Source organism: Brachymonas sp. J145, from assembly GCF_036312245.1.
Taxonomy (GTDB): domain Bacteria; phylum Pseudomonadota; class Gammaproteobacteria; order Burkholderiales; family Burkholderiaceae_C; genus Brachymonas; species Brachymonas wangyanguii.
In genome coordinates, this window is record NZ_JAZDCI010000002.1 from 58,453 (window position 1) to 81,853 (window position 23,401).

The 23,401-nt window shown below is 65.3% G+C and carries 19 protein-coding genes and 1 other RNA gene; 12 read left to right on the forward strand and 8 right to left on the reverse strand.

Annotation, left to right across the window (positions count from 1 at the left end; all coding sequences use genetic code 11):
* Positions 1-47: 47 nt before the first annotated feature.
* From dnaE to V1261_RS02605, 4 genes are all read right to left on the reverse strand, one after another.
* Positions 48-3,575: a DNA polymerase III subunit alpha gene (dnaE, locus tag V1261_RS02590; RefSeq protein ID WP_329769879.1), complete on the reverse strand. Its 3,528-nt coding sequence runs from the start codon at positions 3,573-3,575 to the stop codon at positions 48-50.
* Positions 3,576-3,625: 50 nt separating this feature from the next.
* The gene (locus tag V1261_RS02595) at positions 3,626-3,853 is read right to left on the reverse strand and encodes a hexameric tyrosine-coordinated heme protein (RefSeq protein ID WP_329769880.1); all 228 of its coding nucleotides are present in this window, start codon (positions 3,851-3,853) and stop codon (positions 3,626-3,628) included.
* Between the two features lie 102 nt (positions 3,854-3,955).
* Entirely contained in the window at positions 3,956-4,516 is a 561-nt protein-coding gene (locus V1261_RS02600; protein ID WP_329769881.1) for a flavodoxin family protein, read from the reverse strand.
* Positions 4,517-4,562: 46 nt separating this feature from the next.
* Positions 4,563-5,006, reverse strand: coding sequence for a DoxX family protein (locus V1261_RS02605; protein ID WP_329769882.1), 444 nt, complete (start codon positions 5,004-5,006; stop codon positions 4,563-4,565).
* Between the two features lie 136 nt (positions 5,007-5,142).
* On the opposite strand from V1261_RS02605, the gene V1261_RS02610 reads away from it, so the two are divergent.
* The 7 genes from V1261_RS02610 (at position 5,143) to V1261_RS02640 (ending at position 11,971) form a co-directional block, all read left to right on the forward strand.
* Positions 5,143-6,102: a LysR family transcriptional regulator gene (locus V1261_RS02610; protein ID WP_329769883.1), complete on the forward strand. Its 960-nt coding sequence runs from the start codon at positions 5,143-5,145 to the stop codon at positions 6,100-6,102.
* Between the two features lie 27 nt (positions 6,103-6,129).
* Positions 6,130-7,035: a tRNA glutamyl-Q(34) synthetase GluQRS gene (gluQRS, locus tag V1261_RS02615; RefSeq protein WP_329769884.1), complete on the forward strand. Its 906-nt coding sequence runs from the start codon at positions 6,130-6,132 to the stop codon at positions 7,033-7,035.
* A 117-nt stretch (positions 7,036-7,152) separates the two neighbouring features.
* The gene (locus V1261_RS02620; RefSeq protein WP_329769885.1) at positions 7,153-7,395 is read left to right on the forward strand and encodes a hypothetical protein; all 243 of its coding nucleotides are present in this window, start codon (positions 7,153-7,155) and stop codon (positions 7,393-7,395) included.
* Positions 7,396-7,514: 119 nt separating this feature from the next.
* Positions 7,515-8,270, forward strand: a complete 756-nt coding sequence (gene trmB, locus V1261_RS02625) for a tRNA (guanosine(46)-N7)-methyltransferase TrmB (RefSeq protein WP_329769886.1) — start codon at positions 7,515-7,517, stop codon at positions 8,268-8,270.
* A 70-nt stretch (positions 8,271-8,340) separates the two neighbouring features.
* A complete protein-coding gene (locus V1261_RS02630; RefSeq protein ID WP_329769887.1) occupies positions 8,341-9,834 on the forward strand; it encodes a malonyl-CoA decarboxylase in 1,494 nt (497 codons plus the stop codon).
* A gap of 187 nt (positions 9,835-10,021) precedes the next feature.
* Positions 10,022-10,678: an adenylate kinase gene (gene adk / locus V1261_RS02635; protein ID WP_329769888.1), complete on the forward strand. Its 657-nt coding sequence runs from the start codon at positions 10,022-10,024 to the stop codon at positions 10,676-10,678.
* Between the two features lie 57 nt (positions 10,679-10,735).
* On the forward strand, positions 10,736-11,971 hold the full coding sequence (locus V1261_RS02640) for a tetratricopeptide repeat protein (protein ID WP_329769889.1): 1,236 nt from the start codon (positions 10,736-10,738) through the stop codon (positions 11,969-11,971).
* Positions 11,972-11,982: 11 nt separating this feature from the next.
* Here the strand turns inward: V1261_RS02640 and V1261_RS02645 are convergent, their stop codons facing one another.
* Positions 11,983-12,969, reverse strand: coding sequence for an asparaginase (locus V1261_RS02645; protein WP_329769890.1), 987 nt, complete (start codon positions 12,967-12,969; stop codon positions 11,983-11,985).
* A gap of 107 nt (positions 12,970-13,076) precedes the next feature.
* On the opposite strand from V1261_RS02645, the gene lexA reads away from it, so the two are divergent.
* The 5 genes from lexA to ffs all read left to right on the forward strand — a co-directional run bounded on the left by lexA (position 13,077) and on the right by ffs (position 16,099).
* Entirely contained in the window at positions 13,077-13,727 is a 651-nt protein-coding gene (gene lexA / locus V1261_RS02650) for a transcriptional repressor LexA (protein ID WP_329769891.1), read from the forward strand.
* A gap of 151 nt (positions 13,728-13,878) precedes the next feature.
* On the forward strand, positions 13,879-14,307 hold the full coding sequence (locus V1261_RS02655) for a hypothetical protein (protein ID WP_329769892.1): 429 nt from the start codon (positions 13,879-13,881) through the stop codon (positions 14,305-14,307).
* Between the two features lie 185 nt (positions 14,308-14,492).
* Positions 14,493-15,518, forward strand: a complete 1,026-nt coding sequence (locus tag V1261_RS02660; RefSeq protein WP_329769893.1) for a D-2-hydroxyacid dehydrogenase family protein — start codon at positions 14,493-14,495, stop codon at positions 15,516-15,518.
* 98 nt (positions 15,519-15,616) lie between these two features.
* The gene (sugE, locus tag V1261_RS02665; protein ID WP_329769894.1) at positions 15,617-15,934 is read left to right on the forward strand and encodes a quaternary ammonium compound efflux SMR transporter SugE; all 318 of its coding nucleotides are present in this window, start codon (positions 15,617-15,619) and stop codon (positions 15,932-15,934) included.
* Positions 15,935-16,002: 68 nt separating this feature from the next.
* An RNA gene (ffs, locus tag V1261_RS02670) (signal recognition particle sRNA small type) lies at positions 16,003-16,099 on the forward strand.
* A gap of 184 nt (positions 16,100-16,283) precedes the next feature.
* On the opposite strand, the gene V1261_RS02675 is transcribed toward ffs, so the two are convergent.
* The 3 genes from V1261_RS02675 to V1261_RS02685 all read right to left on the reverse strand — a co-directional run bounded on the left by V1261_RS02675 (position 16,284) and on the right by V1261_RS02685 (position 23,272).
* A complete protein-coding gene (locus V1261_RS02675) occupies positions 16,284-17,141 on the reverse strand; it encodes a ferritin-like domain-containing protein (protein ID WP_329769895.1) in 858 nt (285 codons plus the stop codon).
* A 117-nt stretch (positions 17,142-17,258) separates the two neighbouring features.
* Entirely contained in the window at positions 17,259-20,588 is a 3,330-nt protein-coding gene (locus tag V1261_RS02680) for a UvrD-helicase domain-containing protein (protein WP_329769896.1), read from the reverse strand.
* On the reverse strand, positions 20,585-23,272 hold the full coding sequence (locus V1261_RS02685; protein ID WP_329769897.1) for a PD-(D/E)XK nuclease family protein: 2,688 nt from the start codon (positions 23,270-23,272) through the stop codon (positions 20,585-20,587). Before V1261_RS02685 ends, V1261_RS02680 begins: the two co-directional genes overlap by 4 nt.
* Positions 23,273-23,401: the final 129 nt, after the last annotated feature.

Below are 23,401 nucleotides of genomic sequence, written 5' to 3' on the forward strand. Positions count from 1 at the left end.
CCCATCATCCCAGAACAGGACGGATTGTCAAACCCGTCACCCGCCCTTCACTCGTACACGACCCGCACATCCCCACGCGGCAGCAGCGCCATCCAGCCCGCCAATGCCGCATCGCTCGGATAGAAGCGCGCGGCATCGCCGAGCTTGAGCATGCCCTGCACCTGCTCGTCCGGATAGTACTGCTGCACCTGCAGGCGCACCGGCAGGCCGCGCACGATTTCATCGCCGGTATCGAGTATCTCGCGTTTGGCCGGATGCTCGCGCAGCACGCGCTGCAGGTCCGGGCCAGCCGCATCGGCAGACAACTGCACGCTGGCCAGCAGGTACTTGCCGAAACGCACGCGGGCCGCCGGCAGATCCCAGATCTGTTCCAGGTTCAGGCGCAGGTTGCCGCTGAAACGGTCAAAGCGCGTCACTGCCTGCACGATGATCAGCGCGTCGTCCTTGAGCAGACTCGGCTGCTGTCCCCAGACCTGTTCGTCGGCGCTGACCTCGTACACGGTGGACTTGTCATCGAGCTTGAACAGCGCCAGCTTGCCGCTGCGGCCATTGATGACGCGGAAATCGCTGACGATGCCGGCCAGCACCACGGTGTCACGGCTGTCGCTCAGGTCGTCCAGGCGCGTGCGCGCAAAGCGGCGGATTTCAGTTTCGTGCTCGTCAAACAGGTGGCCGGACAGGAAGAAGCCAATGGCAGTCTTTTCCTGCACCAGCCGCTCCTTGATGCCCCAGGGCGCAGCCTCGACCAGCGGCGGCTCGTCGGTGCTGGAGCCAGGACCATCGAGCATGTCGAACAGGCCGCCCTGGTTGGCGTTGGCGGCCTGGGTCGCGGCAAACTCAAACGCCAGATCGACGCTGGCAATCAGCTCGGCACGATTCAGGTGCAGGCTGTCAAAGGCGCCGCCACGGATCAGTGCCTCCACCGTGCGCTTGTTCAGACGCGTGCGATCAACGCGGTTGCAGAAGTCGAACAGGCTAGTGAACGGCCCGCCCTCCTCGCGCGCATCGGTGATCGCCTTGATGGCGTTTTCACCAGTGCCCTTGATCGCGCCCAGGCCGTAGCGGATCACCTGATCCGTGACCGGCTCAAAGCGATAGTTGCTGCGGTTCACGTCCGGCAGCTCGAAGCCCATGCCCATCTTGCAGGCATCTTCGTACAGCACCTTGAGCTTGTCGGTGTTGTCCATTTCCACCGTCATGTTGGCGCAGAAGAATTCGGCCGTGTAGTGCACCTTGAGCCAGCCGGTCTGGTAGGCCAGCAGCGAATAGGCGGCGGCGTGCGACTTGTTGAAGCCATAGCCGGCAAACTTCTCCATCAGGTCGAAGATCTCGTCGGCCTTCTGCTCGCTGATGCCGTTGCCGGCCGCGCCCTTGCGGAAGATCAGGCGGTGCTCGGCCATTTCCTCGGCCTTCTTCTTGCCCATGGCGCGGCGCAGCAAGTCGGCGCCACCCAGCGTATAGCCGCCGAGGATCTGCGCTGTCAGCATCACCTGCTCCTGGTAGACCATGATGCCGTAGGTCTCGCCCAGCATCTCGGCCACCAGCGGGTGCGGGTACTCTACCTCCTCGCGGCCGTGCTTTCGCGCGACAAAGCTCGGAATCAGGTCCATCGGGCCGGGGCGATACAGCGCGTTGAGCGCAATCAGGTCTTCCAGTCGCGTCGGACGCGCATCGCGCAGCATGCCTTGCATGCCGCGGCTTTCAAACTGGAACACGGCTTCGGTCTTGCCATCCTGGAACAGCTTGTAGGTCGGCTTGTCGTCCAGCGGGATGTCGTCAAAGCTGAAGTCCTCGCGGCCCTTGTGGCGCTTGCGGATGAACTCGCGCGCCAGCTCCATGATGGTCAGCGTGGCCAGCCCCAGAAAGTCGAACTTGACCAGGCCAACCGCTTCCACGTCGTCCTTGTCGTACTGGCTCACGGCGGAATCGCTGCCGGGCTGCTGGTACAGCGGGCAGAAATCGGTCAGCTTGCCCGGCGCAATCAGCACGCCACCGGCGTGCATGCCGATGTTGCGCGTCATGCCTTCGAGCTTCTGCGCCATCTCGATCAGCGTGCGGACCTCGTCATCGTTCTCGATGCGCTCGGCCAGCTGCGGCTCGGCGGCAATCGCGTATTTTTCCAGCGCCTCGCCGCTCAGGCCAGCGGGCGGATACTGGATCGTTACCGGCTTGCCCGGCTTGTTCGGGATCAGCTTGCTGATGCCATCGCAGAAGGTATAGCTCAGGTCCAGCACGCGGCCAACGTCACGGATCGCGGCACGCGCCGCCATGGTGCCGAAGGTGGCAATCTGGCTCACTGCAGCGCGGCCGTACTTGTCCTTCACGTAATCGATCACGCGGTCACGGTTGGTCTGGCAGAAGTCGATATCGAAGTCGGGCATGGAGACCCGTTCCGGGTTCAGGAATCGCTCGAACAGCAGGTTGTATTCGAGCGGATCCAGGTCGGTAATCTTGAGCACGTAGGCGACCAGCGAACCGGCACCGGAGCCACGGCCCGGCCCCACCGGGCAGCCGTTGTCCTTGGCCCAGTTGATGAAGTCCTGCACGATCAGGAAGTAGCCCGGGAAACCCATCTTGATGATGGTGCCAAGCTCGAACTCCAGCCGCTCCACGTAACGCGGGCGCTCGGCATCGCGCTTCGCCGCATCGGGGTAGAGATGCTGCAGGCGCTGCTCCAGCCCCTCGTAGGAGAGCTGGCGGAAGTACTCGTCCATGGTCAGGCCATCGGGGATCGGGTAGTCCGGCAGCTGCGCCTTGCCCAGCGTCAGCGTCAGGTGCGTGCGCTTCGCAATCTCGACGGTGTTTTCCAGCGCCGAGGGAATATCGGCAAACAGCGCCTGCATCTGCGCGCTGCTGTGGAAATACTGCTGCTGCGTGAAATGGCGCGGACGACGCTGGTTGCCCAGGATTTCGCCTTCGGCGATACAGACGCGTGCCTCGTGCGCCTCGAACTCGGCCGGGGACTGGAACTGGATCGGGTGTGTGGCCACCACCGGCAGCTGCATGCGCTGCGCCAGCTGCACGGCGGCGATTACATGTGGCTCGTCGGTACTGCGGCCGGCACGCTGCAGTTCCAGATAAAAGCGGTTCGGGAAAGTCTGCACGCATTGCATTGCCACGGCGTGCGCCTGCTCCATGTCGCCAGCCAGCAGCGCCGGGCCGAGCGGACCGGCCTGCGCGCCCGACAGCATGATCAGGTCATCGGCCAGCTCCTGCACCCATTCCCAGCGCAGGCTGGCCTGCGGCTTGTTGCCGGCATGGATCCAGCCGCGCGACAGCAGCTCGCACAGGTTCAGATAACCCTGGTGCCCTTGCGCCAGCAGCAGCACGCGCGGCAGCGGGCGGTCCTTGACTGGAGGCAGCAAGTCTTCCAGCATCACCTCGGCTCCCAGGATCGGCTGCACGCCCTTCTTCTGCGCAGTCTTGTAGAACTTGACCGCACCGAACATATTGTTCAGGTCGGTCAGGGCCATGGCCGGCTGGCCGTCTTTGGCGGCAGCGGCTACGGCGTCATCGATACGGACGGTGCCGTCGACGACAGAAAATTCGGAGTGGAGGCGGAGATGGACAAACATCCGGGCATTTTAGCGGCCGGGCCTGCTGCCGTCCGCGCCCGGAGGGTTTGTCACTTGCGCCAGTAGTTGTTGGCTGCAGCCACAGTCTGGAAGTTGACCGCGACCACATGCGATGCCGCGGTCAGCGCATCGGCAGAGTTAGCGTAATGGGCACGCAACTCCTTCAGTACGACCGGATCAGGCTGGGTGTACTTGACGCCGCGGCGGCTGAGCGTGATTGCCAGCTCGAAGCCTTGTTGCGGGGTGTCGGTGATCAGGGAATCGAGCCAGGTATCCATGGATTGCTCCTCACACAGGATGGGTTCAGGGGGTGAGGGCCATGGTAGCCCATGGGTGCCGCGCGGTCCTGCAAAGCACCCATGGCAGGCAAGTGATTGCACTCAGGCCTGCTGCCAGCGCGCTGCTGCAGCCGCCACGCGTTCGCCATAGGCACGCGCGGTGTCCAGATCGCCTTGCAGCATCTCTTCCACGCTGGCGTCAGATGGCGTCTGCGCCATGGCACCGGCGTAGGCACCGAGGTAGTTGGGATCGTTGCGGCTGGCCTCCTTGTGGCTGGAGGGCAGCACGCCCAGGCTGACCCAGAGGCCGCCATGCTGGCTGGCCAGCGTCTGCAAGTACTGCAGCGTGCCCTGCTTGTCACCGTTCATGCCGGCGCTATTGGTAAAGCCGCCAAACAGCTTGTCCTTCCAGGCCTGCACAAACCACTTCTTGGAAGTGGCATCGGCAAAACGCTTGAACTGCCAGCTCGGACCGCCCATGTAGGTAGGCGCGCCCAGGATGATGGCATCGGCTGCATCCAGCAGCTTCCAGGCCGGGTCGGGCAAGTGGCCGTCGGCATCGATGGCGATGGCGCGGGCCCCGGCACCGTCGGCCACAGCCTGCGCCATGCGCTGGGTATGGCCGTAGCCGGAATGGTAGACGACAACAATCTTGGCGGACATGGGCAGCTGCTCCTGAAAACAATCAGGCAGCTAGCTTAGCAAACTCTCAGGCGCGGCGTGCGTCCAGTGACAGGCGACCGGCACCTGCGGCTGCCAGCACCAGCAGGCCACCCACCACAGCGATGTTCTTGTTGAACAGCAGCTGTTGCACCATTTGCGCATCAGCCGGGGCAGACCAGTAGGCGTGGAAGAAGAAGCTCGCCACCAGCGTGAAGCCGCCCAGCACCAGCGCGGCAATGCGGGTACGGAAGCCGACGATCAGGGCCAGCGCGCCGAGGATTTCAACCGCTGCACCGACGATGGCGGCCAGTTCTGGCAGGGGCATGCCGACGGACTGGATATAGCCCACGGTACCGGCAAAACCGGTCAGCTTGCTGATACCGGCAGGCAGGAACAGCGCTGCCAGCAGCAGGCGGCCGATCAGGTTGGCGGAATCGGCAGCGGTGCTGGACGAAGAAGAGGCAGTCTGGAAAGCAGTGGTTTGGGACATGATGATTACCTGTATGAAAAATAATGAGTGAAAACTGGTGCAGCCCGTCTTGGCCGAACCACGATGTGTATGGTAGAACTCGTTCCATCAATCAATAACGATCTGTATTGATGTCAACATTCAAATTTTTTGAACCATGAATCTGGACCACCTGCACGACCAGCTCAACCCGGCCAATCTGCGCATGCTGCAGGCGATTGCCGATCACGGCAGTTTTGCCGCTGCCGCGCGCGAACTGGATCTGGTGCCCAGCGCGCTCAGCTACCGCGTGCGCCAGCTGGAAGACGCGCTCGACGTGCTGCTGTTCAACCGCCAGGGGCGCCGCGCCATTCCCACCGCTGCCGGCCTGGAGCTGCTGCAGGAAGGTGCGCGCCTGCTGACCGAAACCGGCCGCATTGCCCAGCGCGTGCGCCGCATCGCCACCGGCTGGGAATCGCACCTGAGCATCGTGATGGACAACCTGATCGATAGCGGCACCGTGCTGGAGCTGTGTCAGGCGTTTTTCGAGCTGGGCGCGCCCACGCGCATCCGCATCCGTGAAGAAGTGATGAGCGGCACGCTGGAGGCGCTCAGCCTGGGCCAGGCCGATCTCGCCATTGGCGCGGTGCTCGATACCGGCTGGAACGACCACCTGATCGAGGCGCGCCATCTGGGCGATGTGGAGTTTGTCTATGCGGTGGCGTCCAGCCACCCGTTGGCGGCGATCGACCGGCCACTGACACCGGATGACCTGCTGCAGTATCGTGCCGTCGCCGTGGCCGATAGCGCCTCGCGCGGCCAAGGGCGCACCGTTGGCCTGCTGGCGGGCCAGGACGTGCTGGCGGTACCGAACATGGCGACCAAGATCACGGCCCAGCTCTGCGGCATCGGCGTCGGCCATGTGCCGCTGCATCTGGTGCAACCGCGCCTGGATCGTGGCGCGCTGGTGCGCAAGGAACTGGCGCAGGAACAGCACGAAACCCATTTTTCCAGCTACTACGCCTGGCACCGTGGCAAGCAGCTGCAAGGCCAGGCACTGCAATGGTGGTTGCAGCAGCTGGACAGCCCGGCCACGCAGTGCGCGCTGCTTGCCGGCCACCAGCGCCAGCGCTGCTGAGGCACTTGCTACACTGCCGGCTGCCCCATGTATATCGGTCGATTCGCCCCCTCCCCCACCGGCGCGCTGCACGCCGGCTCACTGGTCGCCGCGCTGGCCAGCTGGCTGGATGCGCGCGCCCATGGCGGACGCTGGCTGGTGCGCATCGAGGATGTGGACGCGCCGCGCTGCAGCCCGGCATACAGCGCGCAAATTCTGCAGCAACTGCATGACCACGGTCTGCATCCGGATGAGACTCCGGTACTGCAATCAGAACGCAGTGCCCATTACGAACAGGCGCTGCAACAACTGATCGATACCGAACTGGCCTACCCCTGCGGCTGCTCGCGCAAGGACATTGCGACGGCGCTGGCTGCCAGCGGCCAGCAGCAGGCGCGCCATGGCGAACTGGTCTACCCCGGCACCTGCCACCCCTCACGTGGCGGGCTGCAGGGCAAGCCGGCGCGCGCCTGGCGGCTCGATGTCGCGGCCTGCCTGCAACGCATCGGCCTACCGCCCGATGGCAGCGTGCACTGGCAAGATCGCCGGCTGGGCGCGCAGCAGCAGCCGGTGCTGCAAGCCGTGGGCGACTTCGTGCTGCGTCGTGCCGATGGCCTCTGGGCCTACCAGCTGGCGGTGGTGGTGGACGACGCGCTGCAAGGCATCACCGATGTGGTGCGCGGCGAGGACCTGGCCGACAACACCGCGCGCCAGATCGTGCTGCAGCAGGCGCTCGGCCTGCCGGCGCCACGCTACCTGCACACGCCGCTGGTGCTGGGCCCAAATGGCGAAAAGCTGTCCAAGCAGAATGCGGCGCAGCCGCTGCCGGCCGGGCAGGGAATGGACAACTTGCAGCTGGCCGCCCAGGCACTCAGCCTGCCAACCCAGGCTGCCAGCACGCTGGACGCCCTGCTCGCCAGCTGGATTCCGCACTGGCAGCAACGCTATCCGTAACCGGCAGATACCCGCCGTCACCCCGGAGTCACGCCCGCGTCATGCCGCACTGCTACGGTAGCCGGGTGGCATCTGCATCATGCCCGCCCTGTCCACCCGATGCACGAGGAGATTCCCATGAGCGATACAAGCAAGCTGCTGGCCGCCGCCGATCTGGCCGACCGCTACATCGAAACCATCCTGTCCACCCAGCCCGACCTGCTGGTGGGTGATATCGTCGATTGCGACAGCTCCGAAGTCGGCGCGCTGGCCGAGCGCCTGGCGCACTACCGCGAAGCCCTGATCAACGAACTGCAGGGCCAGCCGCTGCCCTACGATTACTACGACGACGAAGACGACGAGGAAGAGAGCGAGGACTGAGCCGATTCCGCGTCCTGCCGGCGCATCGGCACTGCCGATCCCGGCGCGCATCGGGTACGATGCAGTCTGACCAGGTCGCCCAGGAGGCGGCCTCCCTGCATTGCTGGCTTCAAGACTTCATGAGCTCCGATACCCCGTCCCTGCCCACCCCCGACTCTTCCGATGCCGCCCCTGCCCCCGAGGGCGTGGCGCATCCGCGCACCATCCGCAGCTTTGTGCGCCGCACCGGCCGCGTCACCACCGGTCAGGCCAAGGCCTACGCCGAATTCGGTGATCGCTTCCTGCAGCCCTACACCGCCGCGCCGCTGGACATGGAGCAGGCCTTTGGCCGCCAGGCCCCCGTGGTGCTGGAAATCGGCTTTGGCATGGGCGAAGCCACGGCACATATCGCCGGCGTGCTGCCCGACACCAACTTCCTCTGCTGCGAAGTGCACGAACCCGGCGTGGGCGCGCTGCTCAAGCGCATCGGCGAACAAGGCCTGCAGAACATCCGCATCTGCGCGCACGATGCCGTCGAGGTGATCGACCAGATGCTGCCGCATGGCAGCCTGCACGGCGTGCACGTGTTTTTCCCCGACCCCTGGCACAAGAAACGCCACAACAAGCGCCGCCTGATCCAGTCGCCGCTGGTACGCAAGCTGGCCGAACGGCTGGCACCGGGCGGCTATATCCACTGCGCCACCGACTGGCAGCCCTATGCCGAACAGATGCTGGAAGTGCTCAGCGCCGAAGTCATGCTGCGCAACACCAGCCCGCACGCGCACGGCTACGCCGACAAGCCGCACTACCGCCCGCTGACCAAGTTCGAGAACCGCGGCCTGCGCCTTGGCCACGGCGTCTGGGATCTGGTGTTCGAACGCCAGCCGCTGGATTGAGCCGATCCCGGTTGAAGCATTCCTGACCATCCCCAGCTACAGAGATCATTCACAGACACAGGAGAAAACCATGCCCACCACCAGCTCCCCCAGCAGCACCTTCAGCCGCCAACTGGCCCGCCTGCTGCCCCAGGCGCTGTCAACCGTGGGCATGAGCGGCCTGGTCGATGCACCGCGCCAGGGCAACAAGCCCGATCCGCGCACCCCCACCCGCTCCACCCAGGAGCGCATGGACGCCTACCTGCGCGTGGAGCCGGAACAGCTGAGTCCGCGCAACCTGCGCAAGCTGCTGGCCGAGCTGCAGGCGATTGTCGAGCCGCGCATCAGCGAGGCCGAGGCGATCCGCCAGGCGCAGCCCTTTGTCGACTGGTACCTGCAGGCCGATGCGGAATCGCGCGCCGACGCCTGGCGCCTGATGACCGAGCAGTTTGCGCCCGATACCGCCAAGGTACGCCAGGCCAAGCAGCAGTACGATGCCGCCCTCGGCACGGCAGAAGAAGCCCAGGCCGAAATCCGCCTGCGCAAGGCTTTCCATTCGCCGCGCACACGTCTGCTGCAGCGCATCAGCGCCACCCGCCACGGCATGCGCTTCCTGCTGGACCTGCGCACCGAACTGATGCCCCAGCTCAAGCGCGAACCGGCGCTGCTGCCGCTGGACGCCGAGCTGGAGCACCTGTTCACCGGCTGGTTCGATATCGGCTTCCTGCAGCTGCAGACCATCAACTGGGATTCGCCCGCATCGCTGATCGAAAAACTGATCAAGTACGAAGCAGTGCACGATATCGTCAGCTGGGACGATGCCAAGAACCGGCTGGATCATGATCGCCGCTGCTTCGCCTTCTTCCACCAGCGCCTGCCCAACGAGCCGCTGATCTTTGTCGAGGTGGCGCTCACGCGCGAGCTGGCCGACAACATGGTGCCGCTGCTGGACGTCAGCGCCGGCGATGTCGATCTGGCCCGTGCCAACACCGCCATCTTCTACTCCATCAGCAACACCCAGACCGGCCTGCGCGGCGTCGGCTTTGGTGATTCGCTGATCAAGCGCGTGGTCGAGGCGCTGCAGACCGAACTGCCGCAGATCAAGCGCTTTGCCACGCTGTCGCCGATTCCCGGTTTCCGCAAGTGGCTGGAGCAGGAACAGAACGCCGAAAGCGTGGCCCAGGCCACCACGCCCAAGCTGCGCCAGCCGCTGGTCGAGGCCAGCGGCCTGTCCGAAGCCGACTGGATGCGCCAGTGGCCGGCCAAGATCGACAGCACCCTGCCGCGCGACGCCAATCACCCGGCGCAGCAACTGCTGCGCGGCGCGGCGGCGCGCTACCTGAGCAGCCTGAACGAACGCGGCCAACCGCTTGATCCAGTAGCGCGCTTCCACCTCGGCAACGGTGCCCGGCTCGAGCATGTGCATTGGCTGGCTGACCCTTCGGCCAAGGGCCAGCGCCAGTCCTGGGGCCTGATGGTCAACTACCTGTACGACCTGGGTCGGCTGGATCGCCATCGCGCCATGCTGGCCGAAGGCAAGGCCGCACTCTCGCGTGAAGTGATGCGCCTGGCGCAGCTCGGCTGAGCCCATCCGGGCAAACCCTGAATATCACGCCCGGACAAACTGTTGCTACAGCTGGTTGCCATGGTATTCTTGGGTGTTCCCTTGCGCCAGGCGGTGCGGGAGGAAGACAGGTGACCTGCGGGTCACCCATGACAAACAAGCATCCCGGACCTGATTCCGGGCTCCGAACCAGACCAAGGATCCACCTATGAAACTGATTCTCCTGGGCGCACCCGGCGCCGGCAAGGGCACGCAAGCCAACTTCATCTGCCAGAAATACGGCATCCCGCAGATCTCCACCGGCGACATGCTGCGCGCTGCCGTCAAGGCCGGCACGCCGCTGGGCCTGGAAGCCAAGAAGGTGATGGACGCCGGCGGTCTGGTCAGCGACGACCTGATCATCAACCTGGTGAAAGAGCGCATCGCCGAAGCCGACTGCGCCAATGGTTTCCTGTTCGACGGTTTCCCGCGCACCATCCCGCAGGCCGAAGCCATGAAGGAAGCCGGCGTCAAGCTGGACTACGTGCTGGAAATCGACGTGCCCTTCGATGCCATCATCGAACGCATGAGCGGCCGCCGCAGCCACCCTGCTTCCGGCCGTACCTACCACGTCAAGTTCAACCCGCCGAAGACCGAAGGCGTGGATGACATCACCGGCGAACCGCTGGTGCAGCGCGATGACGACAAGGAAGAGACCGTCAAGAAGCGCCTGGACGTCTACAGCCAGCAGACCCGTCCGCTGGTCGACTACTACAGCAACTGGGCCAAGGAAGACCCGGCAGCTGCGCCCAAGTACCGTGCCATCAACGGCATGGGCAGCGTTGACGAGATCACCCAGGCTGCGTTTGCTGCGCTGGCGAACTGATCGGCTGATCTGACACCCCAAGGAGCTGCCTGCAGCTCCTTTTTTATTGCAGGCAACATGGCTTCGACATCGCACCCAAAAAAATGGCATCACCCCAGCCAGGACCACTGGTTGCAGGGTCGGCAGGCGCAAGCGATCCAGACCCTGATTGCTCACCTGAATACCCTGGGCAGTACCAAGCCGGTCGACATGCTGCAGCAGCTGGCGTACTACTTTTACGGCCAGCAGGACTACCGGTCTGCCGCCACGATCACGGCACAGGCATTGGCACAATGCCCTGACGATCCGGCCATCCTGGCCAATATGGCGACCTGCTGCAGCAAGGCCGGCCAGCTGGAACAGGCCGTGGAGTATGCCCGCAAGGCTGCCCGGCTGCAGGCGGACAACGCACTCGCCTGGGACGTGCTGGCCGCTTCGCTACGACGTATTGGCCAACTGGAAGAAGCACGCGAGGCCGGCAGCACCTCGCTGCGCATCAAGGACCAGGCCCAGCCGTCTGCCACGCCTGGCTGGCAACTGCCCGCTGGCAAGCCGTCCGAGCTGGCCTTGCAGTCCGGCAAGCAGCACGTGATCGCCTTCTCGCTCTGGGGCAAGCAGCCACGTTACCTGCTGGGCCTGCTGCAGAACGCACTGATGGCACCGGTGATCTACCCCGGCTGGGAGCTGCGCTGCTACCTGGACGATTCGGTCCCTGCCGATTACGTTATAGCGCTGGAACAGCTCGGTGTGGACGTACGCCGGCAGCCGACCGGGCAAAGCCTGCGCGAGCGCCTGTGCTGGCGCTTCCAGGTAGCAAATGACCCGGGCGTCGGCTATTTTCTCTGCCGTGATGCCGATTCCGTCATCAATCCCCGTGAAGAGCAGGCAGTACGCGAATGGCTGGATTCCGGGCGCTGGTTCCACACCATGCGCGACTGGTGGAGCCATACCGACCTGATGCTGGCCGGCATGTGGGGTGGCGTGGCCGGAGTGCTGCCGCCGTTGGCACCCATGCTGCTCGCCTACCACTCCGGCGCGGTGGAAACTGCCAATATCGACCAGTGGTTCCTGCGCGACCGGGTCTGGTGCATGGTGCGGCAATCCTGCCTGATCCACGACCGCTACTTCAGCCTGCATGACAGCCAGCCCATGCCCTGCTTGCAACCTGGGCAGACCGACCATGTCGGCATGGACATGACCGCGGTCATGCCAGGCCGGCAGTTGCGCATACTGGCACCGTGGATTCGCGAACTGGCTTGTCTGGCTCCGTTGCGACCAGCGCTGCAACAGGTACTGCAGCATGCCGCCGGCTGACCGGCATCCGCTCAACTGGCCTTCAGCAGCAAATCCAGTAACAAGGCGATGCGCGCCTTGACCGGCGTCAGCGGCAAGCCATCCTCCAGCGCCAGCGGGACAGCTGCGGCCGCTCCAGGCACGACATGGCCAGCCAGGCAGCGGCTGCTGCGCCAGACCGGCACACCCTGCTGCTGCGCCAGCGTAGCCGCCTGCTCCAGGCTGTGGTGCAGGGTGGCATTGCCGGTGCCCGACAGCACCAGCCCGTGCACTCCCGCCTGCAACAGCGCCTGTAGCGCGCGCGCACTGCTGCAGGCATGGCTGGCCAGCAGCTCCACCCAGGGCCAGTCGCTGGCCGGCGTGTCCTGCACCTGGCGCCACAAGCGGCTATCCGCCTGCGGCCAGGGCGCTGCCGTACGCAGCCAGCGCACGCTACCCTCTTCCATCCACGCCAGCAGGCCGGCATCACCGGGAGAAAACGCATCCAGCCGATAAGGATGGATCTTGCTGACCTCGCTGGCAGCAAACACCTTGCCCGCCACCACGGCCAGCACGCCACAGGCCCGCGCATCTGCCGCCAGCGTCAGGGCATCGGCCAGGTTCTGCGGGCCATCGCTGAGGCGCGCCGTGGCCGGACGCATCGCCGCCGTCAGCACCACCGCCTTGCCCTGTTGCTGCCAGCTGCCTGGCGCTGCAGCCAGCACCCGTTGCAGGAAGTAGGCGGTTTCTTCCAGCGTATCGGTGCCATGCGTAATCACCACGGCACGCACATCCGGTCGTGCCAGCGCATCGGCACAGGCCTGTGCCAGCTGCTGCCAGATAGCAATTTCCATGTCCTTGCTGTCAATCTGCACTAGCTGCCGTGCCTCCAGCGCATGGCGCCCGTCGCCTAGCGCCTGCGCGGCCTCCAGCAGGGCTGCAACCGGGCGTTGCGCGGCCTGGTAGGCAACGGCTTCGGCCGCACTGGCAGCCTCGCCGGCAATCGTGCCACCTGTGGCCAAAACAACAATTTTTTCCATTTGGGCGATTTCCTCTTGCCAAAGGCAAAAAGCTGGTTAAAAATACAGGTACTGTATGTGCAAACAGCATGTATGCATCCCCAGACCCCTAACCGGCAGTGTAGACTATGAAACCCGCGATCAAACTCACCGCTCGCCAGCAACAGATCCTGGACCTGATCCAGCAGGCCATTGCCAATACCGGCGCGCCTCCCACGCGTGCCGAAATTGCGGCAGAACTCGGCTTCAAGTCGGCCAACGCTGCAGAAGAACACCTGCAGGCGCTGGCGCGCAAGGGCGCCATCGAACTGGTCAGCGGCACCTCACGCGGCATCCGCCTGCGCCACCCCGAAGGCGATGCCCAGCCTGGCATGCTTGAAGCCCTGTCGCAACTGGCGCTGCCACTCGTTGGCCGTGTCGCCGCCGGCTCGCCGGTATTGGCACAGGAGCATGTCGATACGGTCTACCACGTCGCCCCCACGCTGTTTGCCCACAAGCCTGACTATCTGCTCCAGGTACGCGGCATGTCCATGCGCGATGTCGGCATCCTCGATGGCGACCTGCTCGCCGTGCAGGCCACGCAAAACGTGCGCAACGGCCAGATCGTCGTCGCCCGCGTCGGTGACGAGGTCACCGTCAAGCGCTACGAGCGCCGCCCCGACCACATCGCCCTGCACGCAGAAAATCCGGACTACCCCACCATCGTGGTCCAGCCCGGCGAACCCTTCGCCATCGAAGGTCTGGCCGTTGGCCTGATCCGCAACAGCGTGCTCATGTAAGCACATTCCTTAAGCACACCCCTTTTCCCAGGCTGCCACAAGGTGGCGGGCGTTGTTGATGCTGCCTCACGGGTGGCAGGGACAACCCTTGCGGTCAGCCAGCATTCCCAATCCTGCCTATGTGTCACCACAAGCCCATAGGAGCACCACCATGAATGCCAATACCACCTTCCAGGCCATCCGCAACTGGTTCACCGGCCAGCAGTCTGAAGCTGCCCAGCGCCCCATGGCCATCCTGCGCGATGAAAGCCAGGCCTACAAGCCAGCCAACACCACCGCAGCGACGCGTCCGCAACTGCCAGCAACGCGGCCCTACAGCGCGGCCGCCCGCCTGGCCCTGCGCCAGGCTAGCCAGCAGTCTCAAGCCACACTGCAGCTGGTACCCGCCACAGCAGCGACCCGCCCGCCTTCCCGCCTGTATGCCGCAGGCCGCACACCGGCCCTGCAAACTGGCGGCCATCCGCGTCAGCTAGCTGCAGTTACACTCGAGCACCTCTACCTGAGCGGCAAGCTGTCCGAGGTATGCCAGCAGCTGGAGCAACTGGTGGCCCAGGAAGAGCAATTCCTGCGTCTGGGCTGAAGTGGCACGCGCACGCTGGCAATAGCCAGTCGCGTGCGCCTCACTGTCGCGTCAAGCCACGACTGAAACTGACAACACATCGGGGGCGCGCCCGCAAGTGTTTCAAATTGCAAGCTTTCGGCAGTGAATGCAAATTTGCGCCTTGTCATCGCTGTTTTTACTTCAGCTTTGTGCACAATGTGCGCATGAACATTGTGATTCTGGACGATTATCAGGACGCCGTGCGCAAGCTGCCCTGCGCCCACAAGCTGGATGCCTTTAACGCCAAGGTGTACACCAACACCGTCAAGGGCATCGGCCAGCTGTCGGTACGCCTGAAAGATGCCGACATCATCGTCCTGATCCGTGAGCGCACCGCTCTCAACCGCTCGCTGCTGGAAAAACTGCCGCGCCTCAAGCTCATCGTGCAGACCGGCCGCGTGGGTGACCATCTGGATCTCAACGCCTGTACCGACCTCGGCATTGCCGTGGCGGCCGGTACCGGCTCGCCCTACGCCGCCGCCGAGTTGACCTGGGGCCTGATCATGGCCGCCAGCCGCCGTATTCCACACTACATGGCCAATCTGCGCCATGGCGTCTGGCAGCAGTCCGGTCTCAAGGCGTCTTCCATGCCGCCCAATTTCGGCATCGGCACCGTGCTACGCGGCAAGACACTCGGCCTGTGGGGCTTTGGCCAGATCGGCAAGCTGGTCGCCGGCTACGGCAAGGCCTTTGGCATGCAGGTCCTGGTAGGCGGCAGCGATCGTGCCCGCAACGAGGCCGCACAACTCGGCTACACCCCGGCCCTGAGCCAGGAGCAGCTGTTTGCTGACAGTGACTATCTGAGCCTGCACCTGCGCCTGACGCCCGAAACGCGCGGCACGGTGCGCCTGGAAGACCTGCTGCGCATGAAGCCGACCGCCACCCTGGTCAACACCGCGCGCGCCGAACTGTTGCAGCCCGATGCCCTGATTACCGCACTCAACCGTGGCCGTCCCGGCATGGCCGCCATCGACGTATTCGAGAACGAACCGGTACTGCAGGGCCAGGCCCTGCTGCGCCTGGAAAACTGCCTGTGCACGCCGCATATCGGCTATGTCGAGCAGGAAAGCTACGAGCTGTATTTCAGCCAGGCCTTTGACAGCATCCTGGCCTGGCTGGATGGCAAGCCGATCAATCTGGTGAATCCGCAGGCGCTGGAAATCCGCGACCGCCAGCTGGCCAGCCGCTGAGCGATCTGCTACCATTTTCATTTGCAGGAGGACGACCTCCCCCATTCCGGGCACATGTTGCGGGACGACCCGACCACACCCTGGAAAGGAGTCCCCTCATGGCATGGATTGCCCTCTTGCTCGCCGGCCTGCTCGAAATCGTCTGGGCCACCAGCATGAAGCTGTCGCACGGTTTCACCCGTCTCACCCCCTCGCTCGTCACGCTGGTCGCCATGGCCTTGAGCTTCTGGCTGCTCAGCGTCGCCATGCGTACGCTGCCGCTTGGCACTGCCTACACGATCTGGACCGGCATCGGTGCCGTGGGCGCCTTCATCGTCGGCATCGTGATGCTGGGAGAGCCACTCACGGCCATGCGCCTGGTCGCCGCCGTACTGATCGTCTCCGGCCTGGTATTGATGAAACTGTCAGCCTCGTAAACGCAGAAGCAGACAATCGATGCCCCCTGTTACGGTTACAGTGGGCATCCTGGTCTACAATGGTGGGCGACGGGCCTTCCCGCATGGTGAAGCGGCCAACCGGGTCAGGTGGGGAACCAAGCAGCCCTAACTGTGTAGCCAGTGCCGGGGTCAAGGCTCGTCACCCTTTTCCAATTTCCTGTTGTCTTTCAACACCTTGAATCACCACAGGTCATTATCCCCTGCTTGTATCACTTCGCTGTATCACGTGAAGTGTGATCCAGCCATATGACACTGGGCATCTTTCGACCCAGCCCGCATCACTTGGCTGTATCACTGCCATCACCCAGATGGCAGTTCTCATTCTGCCTCACGAAGCCACCACCCGCCGTGCCACCCGCACCAGCGTCGGGCTAATCCACTGCTCCAGCCGCGTCGGCAATTGCAAGGGCTTGAGCAGCATGCGCACCGCCAGATCGGCCGGCAACTGGCGGCTCACGGTCTGGTAGATGCGCTCGCTGATCGCCTCATAACTCTGCGCACCGTTGGCAAACATCGGCCCCTTGTGCGCCCAGACATGACGCAGTGCCACATCCGAATCGCTTTCGCGCAGTTCCAGCAGGCGCTGGTAGAGCACGCGCGCCACGCGCAGGCGTGACACCGGCTGCTGCGCCGACAGCTGGCGGAAATAGGCGAGGAAGTGCTTGTAATGGTTGACCTCGTCGGCGCGCACCTGGCTCAGCAAGCCGGTCAGCACCGGCTCGTCGCTGAGCTCGCGCAGCGTGTGGTAGTAGGTAGTGGTGCCCATTTCGACCACGCAGCGCGCCGCCATTTCCAGCGCCGGCTCCGGATCCAGCTCTTCCACCGTGCACATCGGGCCGTACTCGGCCATGAACCCCTCGAAGGCCTGCTGCCACGGAAACTGCGGCCAGGCCGCCTGCACGTAGGCGGCAAAGGCGCGACCGTGCTGCAGTTCTTCCTGCTCCCAGTGCGCGCCCAGCCATTGCGCCACCTCGGGCCAGCGGGCGTAGTGGCCAATCAGGTTACGCGTGTACAGGTCCGAACCGGATTCAATAAACGACGCGCTGGTCAACAGATAGAACAGCAGCTCATCATCGGCGATACGGGCATGGTCGATGCCGTTCCAGTCGATCTCTTCCACGCGCCAACGCATGCGGGCGGCGTGATCCTGCGCGGCGGCAGGCATGGGGGAGGCAAGGCTATCCATGATGGGATTCAAGGTACTGCAAGCTAAAGTCCCAGCATAGCGCAGCCGGCCTGCCCGGCAAGCGCCTATTCGGTGACAAATCATGACAGGCGACCAGCCCGGAGGCCGGCCCCCGTCTCAGGCCAGTTCCTGCATCTGCCCGTCCTGTGTCAGGAACGCCGCGCGCACCGGCGCGTCTGGATATAGCGCCTGCACCGCCTGCCGGTAGTCCTGCATCTGGCGGCGCAGCGCGGCCTGCTCCTGCGGCGCCAGCGAGGACTTGAAGTCCAGCACCCACCAACTGGCCGGTTCACCGGCCTGCGCACGCCGACGCACCAGGCGGTCGATACGCAGCACCTGCTGCTTCCAGGCAATGTCGATTTCATTCGCCTGCCAGTCGATCTGCAGCTCGTCCCAGGCCCAGGCCGCATCGCCTTGCAGAATGCCTTGCGCCTGCGCCACGACCTGGGCTGCCTGCGCCGCGTCCAGCTGGTAGCGCTGCTGCAAGGACTGGCGCTGCTGTTGAGCATCCGGCGGTTGCGCGCCCTGGCGATGCCATTCCAGCACCTTGTGCATGGCCTCGCCGAGTGTGGCCTGCAGCGCACGGCTGGCATCACGCGCCGCCAGATCGGCGGTAGTGAGCTGCACATGGCGCTGCAGCTCCGCTGCCAGTGGCGGCAGCTCCAGCACCTGCCCGGCCTGCACCGATGCGGCTTCGTGCGCCTCAGGCTTGTGGCTGATGGCCGGCCAGTCGGCCGCTACCGACAGCTCGCCGGCATCGTCTGGCTGCAGCGCGATGGCATCAGCCTGGCGCTGCCATTGCTGCCACCAGCTGTGCTCCTGCACGCTGCGCGGCTCGGTGCTGGAAAACGCCAGCACCTGGCGCGCCCGCGTCATGGCCACGTACAGCGCGTTCGCTTCCTCGCGCTCCTCGGCCTGCTGTTCCTGCTGCACCAGTGGCAACACCGAGGGCGGCGGATTGGAAAAGCTCTGTAGAAACACCAGCTGCGCCGGATGCGTGTGGCTGCCGGGCCAGTCCACCAGCACATCCATCGCCTTGCTGCGGCCCTTGGCGGCATCGGTATCGAGCAGCAGCACCAGCCCCGCTTCCAGCCCCTTGGAACCGTGCACCGTGAGCAGGCGGATGCCCTGCCCGCCAGCCACCGGCGTACCGGTCGGATCACCGCCGCGCATGGCGCGCACCCAGCGGTAGGCGCTGACAAAGCGGCCGCCATCGAACGCCAGCATGTGGCCGGGCAAGGCCTGCAGCCGCTCCAGCACGCCAGCGCGCTGCGCCGGGCTGGTGCGGGCGGCATAGCGCGCCAGCAAGTCGCCATCGCGGAAGATGGCATCGAGCGCATCATGCGGCAACCGTTGCTGCAGCCACTGCTGCCAGCGCTGCAGCTGGCGCGCCAGCGGCTGCCAGGGAGATACGGCCGGGTCGGTATCGGCATGCGCCAGCAGCCAGTCCAGCCAGCTGATGGCCGCCGGTTCGGCCTGCTGCGCGGCCTGCAGCACGCCCAGACGGATCTCCACCAGCTGCGCATCGTCCAGACCGAAGATCGGCGACTTCAGCGCACGCGCCAGCGACAGGTCGTGGCGCGGCGAGACCAGCGCATCGACCAGCGCCACCACGTCCTGCACCTCGGGCGCTTCAGCCAGCAGCAGCTTGTCGGCCTTGAGTGCCGGCAGGCCGGCCTCGGCCAGCGCGTGCTGCATCGCCGCCACGCGCGCGTTCTTGCGCGCAATCACCAGGATTTCGCTGGCCGGCGTGCCGGCCTGCACGCAGCGCTGCAGCCATTGCGCCGCCTGGCGGCATTCGCGCGCCATCAGGGCCTCCTCTTCCTCGAGCTGCGGCGTGGTCAGGCTGTCGCGCCAGCCGCTGGCGGCATCGGTCTCGGCCTTTTCCGGTCGCGCGATCTGCGGCAGCGTCAGCACGCAGCCAGCCACCTCTGCCGCCGTGGTGTGGGTACGGAAATCCGCATAGCGCCCCTCGTCCTGCGCCGATTGCATCAACGCGTTGACGGCATCGATCACCGGCTGCGCGTTGCGCCGCGTATGGTCGCATTCGAGCACGGCACCGCCCAGCGCCTGCTGCACAAAACGGCGCGCCTCTCGGAACACCTCAGGATCGGCACGGCGGAAACGGTAGATGCTTTGCTTGGGATCGCCGACGATGAACACGCTGGGCGGGGTCGCCGCGCCAGCATAGCCGGACAGCCAGCCCTGCAGCGCATGCCACTGGATCGGGTTGGTGTCCTGGAATTCGTCGATCAGCAAATGGCGCACCTGGGCATCGAGCCGCTCCTGGATCCAGCCGCTCAGCAGCTCGTCACCCAGCAACTGGCCGGCGCTGACCTCGATATCGGCCATGTCGATCCAGCCATGCTCGCGCTTGACCTGGGCGTAGCACTCCAGCAGCAACAGCGTCAGCCGCACCATGCGCTGCTGGTAGAGCCAGGCGGCGTGCTGTGCCTGGGCGCGGCAGAGCAGCTGCAGCTCGGCTTCGGCATCCTGCGCGGCATCGAATTTCTGCAGGTTCTTCGTCAGCCGATCCTCGTCCTTGACGAAGAAGGTCTTGCGCAAAATCTGCAGCCGCTGCTCCAGATCCGGCTGTTCAAAGGCTTCCACCACCTTGGCAGCCGCCTGCTGCGGTGTCTTGAGCTTTTCCGACCCCAGCGCGGCCGAGCGTGCATGCCAGCGCTGCGCCGCCGCCTCGCTGTCCAGCGATGCCGCCGGCGAAGCAAAGTCCTTCAGTTCCAGCACCAGCTGCTGAAACGGCAGCACCGATCGTTCCAGCACCCCGTGCTGGTGCGCCAGACGGAATTCAACACGCTTGGCCAGTGCGGCTTCCAGCGCCTTCAGCGTGTTGCTGCGGCCATGCAGGCCTACCAGCGCATCGAAATCGGCGCGCGCCGAATCATCGCGCAGCAGCGCCTGGAAAAACGGCCGCCAGACTTCGGCCACGGCGCGCGCATCATCCTGCAGCAGTTCGTACTGGCTGGGCAGGCCCTGCTGTTCCAGCACCTGCAGCGGTGCCGCGCGCAACAAGGCGGCAAACCAGCTGTGGAAGGTGCGGATCTGCGGGCTGCGACCGTGCTGCAGCAGCTTCAGGTACAGCCCCTGCAGCGCCGGCGCATGCTGCTTCGCCTGCTCCGGCGTCATGCCGCGCATCCGCAGCTCCGGCTCCAGTTGCTCCGGCGTCTTGCCGGCAAAATCGGCCAGCCATTCGTTCAGGCGCTGGCGCATTTCGGCAGCGGCCTTCTTGGTAAAGGTGATCGCCAGGATCTGCTGCGGCTCGGCTCCTTCCAGCAAGGCACGGAGGATGCGGCTGACCAGCATCCAGGTCTTGCCGGCACCGGCACAGGCCTCGACCACCACATGGCGTGCCGGGTGGCAGGCCACGGCGTAAAAAGCCTGGTCCGGCACGATCTCGCCGTTGACCCGATAGGCGTGGGCGCTGCTCATGCCTGCTCCTCCATCCAGAAATCGCGCCGGCACAGGCCGCGCATCGCACAGTAGTCACAACATCCGCCCTGGCCCAGCGCCTGCAGCGGCTGGCCATCGGCAATGCGCTGCAGGTCGGACGCCAGGCTGCGCATCAGCAGCCGGCTCTGGCGCTGCACGCCGGGCAGCTCATGCATCTCGGTCTTGCCGTTCTCGCCCACGTTGACATAGGCCACGCGTACCGGATCGGGCGCCATCATGGCGGCATAAAACGACAGCTGCGCATCTTCATCGCCATCCTTGACGCGGTTGCGCGTCTTTTCCAGCCGCTCCGCCTTGTAGTCGAGCAGCATCCAGCGCGCCGGAGCGCCCGGCAACGCATCAGCAGCGGCAGGCAGGGCATCGATGCGATCGATACGGCCATGCAAGGACACCTGCGGCAGCCGCGCCGGATCGCAGGCAATGGCAGGCTCGCCCTCTTCCAGCTGATCGGCACCGAGCCCGGCAAACACTTCGGCCAGAGGCTTGTCGCGCCAGTGCTCGCCATGGGCATAACGCGCCTGTTCCTGCTTCTGGTAAGCCAGCAGCCATGTCAGATAACCATCGCGCAGCTTGGGCCAGACCGCCTGCCAGGGCACAAAATCGACAGCATCCAGCCCCTCCTGGCGCAGGGCTTCATCAGCAGCCTGATCCAGCCACTGGCGCAACTGCGCCTCGCCAACATCCTGGCCGCCGGCCTGCTGCCAGTAATCATGGAACAGGTAGAGCAGCTGGTGCAGCCAGTTGCCGACATCGCGCTTGTCGAGCTCGGTGCGCAGCTCATTCGCCTCGCGCAGGCGCAACTGCTGCTGGCCAAAGAACTGGTAGGGACAGGCGCGCAGCGTGTCGTAGGCGCTGGCGGAAATCTGCGCCAGCGGCAGCCGGCTACCCGGCGCCTGTGGCATCCACACGGGATCGGGCGCAAGCGTTCGCGCCACACGCACATCGCCTGCCAGCTGCAGGCCGCGTTGCATCCCTGGCGCTTCGGCCAGGCCGGCTTCCAGCAGCAGCGGGCTCGGCAACAGTGTTTCGCCGGCACCATCGCTGTCACTGGTCAGCAGCGCCAGTTGCGGAAACTGCCAGGCGTGCAGCCAGGCCGCGCGCTGCGCCTGTTGGAGCTGCTGGCGCGACGGCAGACCGATCAGTTCACGCTGGCTGCTGGTCCAGTCACCGGGCGGTTCCGGCGCTGCCGGCAGCTGGGTGTCGTCGCACGCCGGGATCACCACCGCCGCAAACGCACGCGCCAGCAACTGGCTCAGTGGCAGGATCACCACCTGCTCTTCCAGCGGATACGGCGGCTTGAAACTGCCAGCCTCCAGCACATCCTGCACCCAGCGCACAAAATCCGGCTGATTCCAGTCCCGCGCATCCGACGCCAGCGGCAGCGCGCCCGGCTGCAGATGCAGCGCCTGCAGCACCGCCTGGCCGGCAGCATCGGCATGCAGCCAGTCCCACTGGCTGCTCTGCTGCAAGGCCGTCTGCAGATCCGTCAGCCATTGCGCCAGGCTGCGTGGCTTCTGCAGCGCCAGACGCCAATCCTCTACCTGCAGGGCATATTCCCGGCCCGCATGCTCCCACTGCAGCCAGGCCTGGCGATGCGGCCACTGCGCCTGCACGCGTTCACGCAGCCAGGCTTCCAGCGGCTGCAACCAGTGGCCAGATACGGCCGATCCCGGCACGGTCTGCGCCAGCTTCAGCCATTCAAGCACGGCATCGCTGTCCGCCTGCGGTGCGCAAGCGCGCAACAGGCTCATCAGCTGGCTCGCCGCACGCGTGGTGGAGAGCTTCCAGCCGGTCTCGTCACGCACCGTCAGGTGCTGTGCCTCCAGCTGGGCGCGGATACGGCGCGTCAAGGCGCGGTCGCTGTCCACCAGCGCCACCAGCCCGCTGCGCCGTTCCACGGCCTGCTGCACGCAGGCCGCGGCGCGCGCTGCCTGATCTTCCAGGTCGCGCGCCCGATGCCATTGCACCGGCTCCAGCACTATCGCCTGGCCGACCTCCTCCCAGAACGCGGGGATGTCGATCACACAGCCAGCCTCGGGCTGCTGCTCCAGCCAGCGCGCATAGAGGGCCTCGGACAGCGGATCCCGCTGATAGCCGCGCAGCAGCACCAGCGCATCGGGCGTTTCCTGTTCCAGCGTATCGAACAGGATGTCGGTGCCATAGGACGAACTGCCAACCCAGGCCAGCGCCACCTGCGCCACCACCTGCTCGTAACGCATTGGTGCCGCGCCCAGACTGTCCAGCAGCTGTGGCAGCAACGCCTGCATCCAGGCCAGCCGCTGCTGAGGCGGCTGCGCCTGTGCCAACGGTGCCAGTTGCTGCGCGGCCTCGCGCACGCGGCCCGCCAGCCAGCTCGCCTGCTGGCGCAAGCCGGCAGCCTGCAGCAGCTGGCCAGCCGTCAGCAGGTCCTGCGCGGCATCCTGGCTGTAGTCGGCGGCCGTCGGTACATGCGGCGCCAGCCGCGCCGCCCAGTTGAAGGTGGTCTCGAACCGTGGCAGCAAGCCGGCCTGCGGCAGCTGTGCCCAGTGCGCGCGCACCACGGGCAGCAGCTGCGCATAGGGCAGCAGTACCACCGTGCGTGCCGGATCGGCCCCGCGTTGCTGCAGATGTTGCTGCAACTGCATGCACAAGGCCAGCCATTTCTCCTGTGTGATTGTGCTCATTGCTCCTCCCTGCCCCTGATGCTAGCGGATCAATTTCCCATCCATGATGGGGTCGCCTGTTTCTGTCACAATAAGGCCATCATGGCAGCCCCGCAGCCCGGTTGGCTGCTGCATACCACCAAAGGAAAC